This window comes from Mucilaginibacter sp. (assembly GCF_036383575.1).
GTDB lineage: Bacteria > Bacteroidota > Bacteroidia > Sphingobacteriales > Sphingobacteriaceae > Mucilaginibacter.
In genome coordinates, this window is record NZ_DASVOB010000737.1 from 1 (window position 1) to 7292 (window position 7292).

A 7292-nucleotide genomic window follows, 5' to 3' on the forward strand; every position below is an offset into this window, starting at 1 on the left:
TGGAATTCTGTTTTTGACTTTATTCTTTCAGGCTACCTTGATGAAGTGAAGCTACGGGCAGAGTTTGAATCGCGAGATCCTGATCGGGTACCCGATCATTTGGTTTGCTTTCCTCTTGTAGTGAATTACAAATTTCGACACCTCAGCGACGATGCTTTCTTGATTAATGCGGAAAAGACCTTAAGATACGCCGAGGAAGGTCTCTATTCAATCTATGATTACCTACAGATAGCCGTTTTTTATTTCTATTTCTCAGATAAAGGTTTGATTTCGCTTGACTACGAACGTATACTTATTTCTCTACGTAAAGGTTTGGGAAAAGCAGCGCAACGAGGCGAGATAGACGATGATAAATACAGGAATTTGATGCATTTCCAAAGGGATAATCCGGTTGCCGAAGAATTTAAACAAGAGATCTCAATGGTACACATCAATATAATACGACAGCAGAAGCAGAGCATAATGAGACGTATTAATGGGCATATCCGGGAAGGGGAGATAGACGAGATTACTAAGCTTTTCCAGGAACATCAAGCAGATAACAATCTCCTGCCCGCGGCTCATATGGAGGATATGTGTCAAATGATTACTGAAGCTCCTAACAGATCTATATCTCAATTAGCAGTTATTTTTGAGGAACGTTACAACGCCGGGCTTTGCCAACTACTAACGGATGACGCAGAACCATTACAGATTTTGGATAGCCATTTAGATATGTTGCTTTTAATTACTGCCAAAGGTGTGCGACAGTTCGTCTTAAGGGAATTTAGCAAGGCTATAAAAGAGGGGATCATAGGCGTGAATCATGCCAAAAAGCATCCACTTAAATCGCGTAGGAGTACTTTAGGAACGGTAGCGCCAGGCGAGACCCAAGAGGAATAATATTCTTCCCTTAGGCTGGCGCACGCGTGTTGCGTGTGTCTTATCTGTATTGGATGCATTTATAGTTGAATTATTGCGGCAGTAAGAGATTGCGAGTTTTGTGATGATGTAGACATAGCATACGGGTAACATGCGACACGCGTGCGCCAGCGAGGGGGATATTAGTTAATATTATTTGCAATAATTTATATATTCACAATATTAAGTGGTAATTTAAAGCAGACTTTTTTCGAGATCTCCCGACCGTTTAAAAGGAAATATTAACCCCAAAAAAACCTAATCATGAATCCTGAATCAGAAACTCCCTCATCGGAAAATTCGGACGTACCTGCACAAAATGTTCGAACGCTCGAAGGCGATATAATAGACTTTACATCTACTTTGCCATTTTGGGAGCAATATTTATCCGAAAAAATATTAGCTGGTTCAGAGATCACAGATGAGGACTACGAAAAGGCACTTCAATATTTCTTTGAAGATGCGGGTTTACTTGAAAGTACAGGAGAACGGAGTGAGATCAATATTATTTGTAAAGATCACACAGGGACTTATAAAACTGATCTGAAGCTCACCAAAATTTCAGGAGTAGAAGGCATTAACGCTTTGGTTCCAGGCCAAGTATTAGAGTTCGGCAAAAACCTAACTATTATTTACGGTTCTAATGGGTCTGGAAAATCGGGCTATATTCGGTTGCTAAATAATGTTTTTATTACCAAAGGTGAGAAAACTATTTTGCCAAATATTCATGACACTACTCCGTTGACAAAAAAAGCAGAGTTTGAGTTTAATGCTGCAAATAGTAATTATGCCCTTAATTTTCCGATGGATTGCGCCAAACCGGAATTTAAGCAATTTTCTGTATTTGATGAAAAGGCTGTACATGCGCACCTGAATAATAAGAATCAGTTTGAATTTCGCCCGTCAGGCTTGTCGTACTTTGCGGCTATTACGGAAAGCTGTAAGAAAATGGACGAATTTGTTCAACAGCAGATTGACCAACATGTGCCGACTTCGAATTTAGTTGCTTTGTTCGATGGGGAATCTGCGATCAAAACGCTGATCGCTTCATTATCAGACAAAACAAAATTGGAGTATTTCAAAGAATACAAAGAATTCAACGATAATGATCGGGAAGAGCGAAGGAAATTAGAAGAATCCAAAGCTGCCTTAATGGCGCTAAAAAAAGATAAAGAGATCAGTGATCTGAACCAGATCAAAACCCAACTCAATGCTTTTAAAACCAATTTGATCAATGTTAACCGGTACTTCAATACGGATCAGTTGTCAAAAGCAGCCGAAAAAATTAAGAGTTGTGTCGATAGAGAAAAGCTGGCAGCAACCAATAATATTGATCAATTTAAAAATATTTATGTTACCGGCGTAGGCGACACTGCCTGGAGAGAATTCATAGTCGCAGCAGATGCGTTTGCGAAGCTGCAGGGTAATCCGCCTGGGGATTATCCTGGCAAAAACGATATATGCATGTTGTGCCACCAGCCTTTGTCGGATGAGGCGGCAAAACTGGTTTCCTCATATTGGACCTTTATCAAAAGCAAAGCAGAACAGGATGCGAAGGATGCACAAACAGCATTGATAAATGCCAGAGCGGCATTTGAAAAACTGGACCTCAACTTATTGCCCGACAATACGACACTTTATAAATGGTTTAGTGAGAATAAGAATGAAGAACTTAAACAAGTGAATAAAAAGCTTACAGAGTTAGCTGAATTAAAAGGGGAAATAATTAAAAATATAGACGCAAGGAGTGACGAGCAGTTAGCCGAAAATCAGGCGGATCTTTTATTAGTTGATAACATTGTTGCAGATATTGATCAGAAAATAGAAAGTCTACAAGCTTCTGACGTAAGTAAGGAGATAGCAGAACTTGATCAAAAAATAATTTTTCTGAATCATAAAGAGAAACTGAAGACACATTATGCTACTGTAGAAAAAGCCGTAGCTGATTATCAGTGGGTCGCCAAGGCTCAGAAGGCAAAAGGGAAGATAAATAAGCGGGACATTACCAACAAAGAGAAGGAATTGTCCAACCAATATTTTAATCAGGCATATATCGACAAATTCAATGACGAGTGCTTGGTTTTGAACGGCAATTTTGGCATCACCATCAATCATACAGGATCAGCGGGTACTTCATACCGGCAGCTTAACTTAAAAGGGAAACAGCCGACGGATATTTTGAGTGAAGGGGAACAAAAGGTGATCTCGCTGGCAGATTTTTTCTCGGAAACCACCTTATCTGGTATCAACAGAGGCATTATCTTCGATGACCCTGTTACCTCATTAGATGAGGAAAGAAAATCACAGATCGCAGAACGTCTGACAAAAGAATCTTTAATAAGACAGGTAGTCGTTTTTACCCACGACCTGGTATTTGTTTCTCAGCTCATTGGCTGCATTCAGGACATAGGAAGCGACCATCTATGCCATTGGATCGAGCAACGGAATGGTAAACCTGGTTATGTATCATTGAAAAACGCGCCGTCTTATGAAAAGGAATATAAGAATGCAGATAAGCCGCGGAATTTATACCACCAGGCGAATAAAACTGACTGCCCGGCCGCAACACGTGAGCTATTGATTCAACAAAGTTTTACCAGTTTGAGAACCTGCTACGAGACACTTGTTGTGTTCGGCATGTTTAATGGTGTAGTTCAGCGATTTGTTGAGCGAATAAGTATTGATAGCTTAGAAAAGGTGACCATCGATCCTTTAATCAAAGCCGAATTGATGGAAAGTTTCGGTTTGTGTTGCCGCTACATGGAAGGGCACTCTCATAGTGATAGATATGCTTATCGGAAACCAAAGCTGGAAGATTTGGATACTGAAATAAAACGGTACGACGATTTGCGCATAAAGATTAAAAAGGCACAAAAGTAATATGCTAAATAGCTAATTGAAAATTTTCCAGCTGTCTTGCAAGACGCGAACACCAATGTTTGGCGATCTCGAAGCCGATGCTATCAATTTCCAATTGCCTCGGAACTGCGACAACTGTTTTATCATCCGGCGATAGAGGGTGCCAATGACCATTGTCATATTTTATGATCAACGGTTCTTTTTCGTCCAATTCCAATTTAAATTCAGTACCGTCAACAGTTAGAGGTTCAGTAACTATTATTTTTCTTTCAGTGCCCAGTACCCATGATTTGATTTCAAACGTATTATTCATAGTGGTAACATTTAAAATCAAATTTACTAAAAATATTAGTATATACTAATATTTTTAGTAAATACTTTATAGGTGATTTAATAAGATACTTTTTCTTCAGAACGTTAAAGATTATTGCTTCTGCTATCGCAAGCAAATTCAATCCCCAGCAAAAAACCACAAGGCGCAGCCTTGCGGTAGCAAAAAATAAGAAACGCTGCCGTAAGGTTGTACCTTGTGGCCCGCATGCAAAGCTAAACGGTAGTCAAAGCCTCTTACCTTACCCCCCCCCTTCCGGCCCTGAGCCCCGGCCGCGTTAGGGATTGCAGCGGAAAACCCACAGCCCGCACAGGCCTTCGCGCGGAGGCCGGGGCGAGGATTTGCAGCGTAAAGCCCGGGCCGCAGGCAACGCCATTATTTTGATTTCGGAATTGGGATTTTCGATTTCGGAATTAAGGATTTTTGTAATGTTGATTTGATGGGGATAAGATTAAAAACGCTTGTCATGCTGAGGTACGAAGCATCTTCTTCGCTCTGTAAAGCGGTCGTGCATGGCGAAGAAGATCCTTCGTTATCACTCAGGATGACAGGCCACTGCAACTGCTGCTGCCACTGCCACTAAAAACCCACTGCCAACGAAAAAACTACTGCAACGTCACCACCTTATACAAAATCCAGCCGTCGGTTTCATATGCGCGTTTGTAGTTTACACCGCTGTTGAGGCGGCGGATTTCGGGGATGTATTTATCGTTGAGCTGGGTGTAGCCGGTGAAGGGGTTTTTGGGAGTGGCTATCAGGATATAGTCGTCGTATTTATAGGGGGTTTCAATGGCTGACAGGAAAGTGTCGAGCTGGTAGGGCAGGGTTAGTTTTTTAACGTTGTTGGTAAAGGCCACTATGGGGTATGATATGGCATCGTCCATGAGGATGTGCGTATTATCGGGCAGACTGTTGATATAGGTTGCCATTTCCCTGCTTTCGCTTTGATCGGTATTAGGCTCCAGGCGGTTAAGGGTGGTGATGAAGCGGCGCTCGTCGGTTATGAGCGAGTGGGTTAAAAAGGTGTAACCAGTGTACAGTTGCAGCACAATTACGCAGGCGAGACCCAGTTTAACCGCCAGTTTGTTTTTAATGGTATGCACCTTAAATATAATACACAGCAGCGCCACAAATAAAAATATGAGGTAGTACTGGTAGGTGAGGAAAAGCTTATCGTACTTAATGTGCAAAAACTCTACAAAGGCAAACAGGGTGAGCACGGTTAGTACATGGTAAGTGCTTTCGCGCAGCAGGTACAGGCCAAATAGTATCAGCGGACAAAAATAAATAACCCTTAATGATACCAGGATGCTGAGTTCGGGCAGCTGGTAGTTTACTGCGGTTACGGTGGTATCGTAATTAAGCTTGTCGACCAGTACGTTCCAGGTAGCCAGCGGACTTTCCATAAAGTAGTTATAGTCGCTGGCGTGGGTTTGGTTAAGCAGCTTATAGCAAATGAGCGATACCACGGGCAGGATAAACAGGATCACGTAAATGGCAAAGGTTTTATTAATAAGCTTACGCCTTAACGACGGACTGTTAAAGCTCATAAACAGCCTGAAGATGGATTCCTTTTCGCCCAGGTTAAGACTGGCCAGCGTGATAGACAATACCAGCGGAATAAAGAACAGCGTAAGCCAGATAAAGCGGTAATCGCAAAAAATGAGCGTTACCAAACACATACTGGCTATAGATACGTGAAACGTGGTGTTTGAGCGGTAAAACTTAAGCAGGTTAAGGAAAAACAGGTACACGAAGGTTACCACCAGGTAAATGGCTTTGCCCGAGCAGGCCATGTAAATAATACCGGGATGCAGCACAAACAGCACAGCTACCATGATGAGGTAAAAATCGTCCTTAACACGGATCAGGAACGAGCGCGAAATAAGGTAGAAAAAGCCTGCCGTGCCCAGCGCCGATGCTATTACGGGTGCCCAGTAGCTGTTTATGGTCGAAAAAATAAAGGTGGAGTAAAAAGGCAGCAGCGGGGCGGTTAAGCCCATTACTTTTAGGCGGTTGCCAAGGCCTTCGAATACTATCTTGGTTTTTTCGATATAAAACAGGCTCTCCTGGTTGTAGTAGCCCAGTTTATTAAGGTAGATGCCTATAAAAAGGTACCAGCCTGCCAGCACCAGGGTAAATATAAACAGGTATGTACTTTTGGCAATTTTCATTTAACAACGTTTGTTGGGTTATTAACCTTGCTTAAACCGTGGTTGGTTTTTTCCCAGTAAAACGGATTGGTGATAAGCTGATACAAGCCCATATAAGCCGCAATGGAGTGCATGAGCCAGTAAATGGGGTTGGCTATGGCAAACAAAATGAGCTCGAAATAGCGGCGTTTAAATACTGCCATCATATTGATATAGATCATGAGGATATTACCTACCATAAGGTTGAATATGGACATGAACAGCACCCAGTCAGGAAACAGATTGCGGATGGTTGAAAAATCAAATATGAGGTAGCAGATAAAAATAAGCAGCAGCACCGGGTAGATGAGGAAGGTAGCCGATGTAGCGCCGATGAAAAAGTTAAAACCAAGGAAACCGCGAAAGCCTATCTTTTTAATGAGGGCTACGGGATTGCGCATATGCACCAGGTAGGTTTGCATGTACCCCTTGATCCAGCGCGAGCGCTGGCGGATCCAGTTCCAGAAGTTGTTATTGGCTTCCTCGTACGTGGTAGAGTTTACAATGGCTACCTTATAACCTTTAGCATAGGCGCGTACGCCAAGGTCGGCATCTTCGGTTACGTTAAAGGGGTCCCAGGCACCAAGCTCAATCAGCACGTCCATTTTAAAGTGGTTACTGGTGCCGCCAAGGGGGATGGGGATATCCAGCGTATCCAAACCGGGCAGCATATAGTCAAACCAGTACGAATACTCGAGGGTGAACATCCGGGTAAGGAAGTTCTCGTTACGGTTAAAGTAGTTGAGCGCGCTTTGGATGCAGATATAATTTTCGGGCAGCTTGTGAAACAGGGCCACCACTTTTTTAAGCTGATCGGTATCGGGGATATCCTCGGCATCATAAATGGTGAGGTACTGCCCCCTTGAAAAATGCAGACCGTAGTTACAGGCCTTCGGCTTGGTTTTAGGCATGTGGAAAGGCACCACAATAACTTCAAATACAGCGGGGAAGTCGAGGTTTTTTACGGCGTTTAATGTTTTGTCATCGTCCTCTTCAATAAGCAGTTTGAT

Annotated in this window: 5 protein-coding genes and 1 pseudogene; 2 read left to right on the forward strand and 4 right to left on the reverse strand. The window is 42.5% G+C overall.

Annotated features, from left to right (window positions below):
- Window positions 1-882 (forward strand): hypothetical protein (locus VF500_RS26520; protein ID WP_330862554.1); only part of this gene is annotated, 882 nt, incomplete at its 5' end.
- 282 nt (window positions 883-1164) lie between these two features.
- Window positions 1165-3780 carry an AAA family ATPase gene (locus tag VF500_RS26525; protein WP_330862555.1) on the forward strand — a complete coding sequence of 872 codons (2616 nt, stop codon included), beginning with the start codon at window positions 1165-1167 and terminating at the stop codon, window positions 3778-3780.
- 4 nt (window positions 3781-3784) lie between these two features.
- Here the strand turns inward: VF500_RS26525 and VF500_RS26530 are convergent, their stop codons facing one another.
- From VF500_RS26530 to VF500_RS26540, 4 genes and pseudogenes are all read right to left on the reverse strand, one after another.
- Window positions 3785-4072, reverse strand: a complete 288-nt coding sequence (locus VF500_RS26530; RefSeq protein WP_330862556.1) for a hypothetical protein — start codon at window positions 4070-4072, stop codon at window positions 3785-3787.
- A gap of 553 nt (window positions 4073-4625) precedes the next feature.
- Window positions 4626-4688: pseudogene (locus tag VF500_RS31835) on the reverse strand (Vmc-like lipoprotein signal peptide domain-containing protein); the annotation flags it as partial.
- A gap of 7 nt (window positions 4689-4695) precedes the next feature.
- The gene (locus VF500_RS26535; RefSeq protein ID WP_330862557.1) at window positions 4696-6264 is read right to left on the reverse strand and encodes a hypothetical protein; all 1569 of its coding nucleotides are present in this window, start codon (window positions 6262-6264) and stop codon (window positions 4696-4698) included.
- A partial coding sequence (locus VF500_RS26540) for a glycosyltransferase family 2 protein (RefSeq protein WP_330862558.1) occupies window positions 6261-7292 on the reverse strand: 1032 nt, incomplete at its 5' end. The genes VF500_RS26535 and VF500_RS26540, both read right to left, overlap by 4 nt.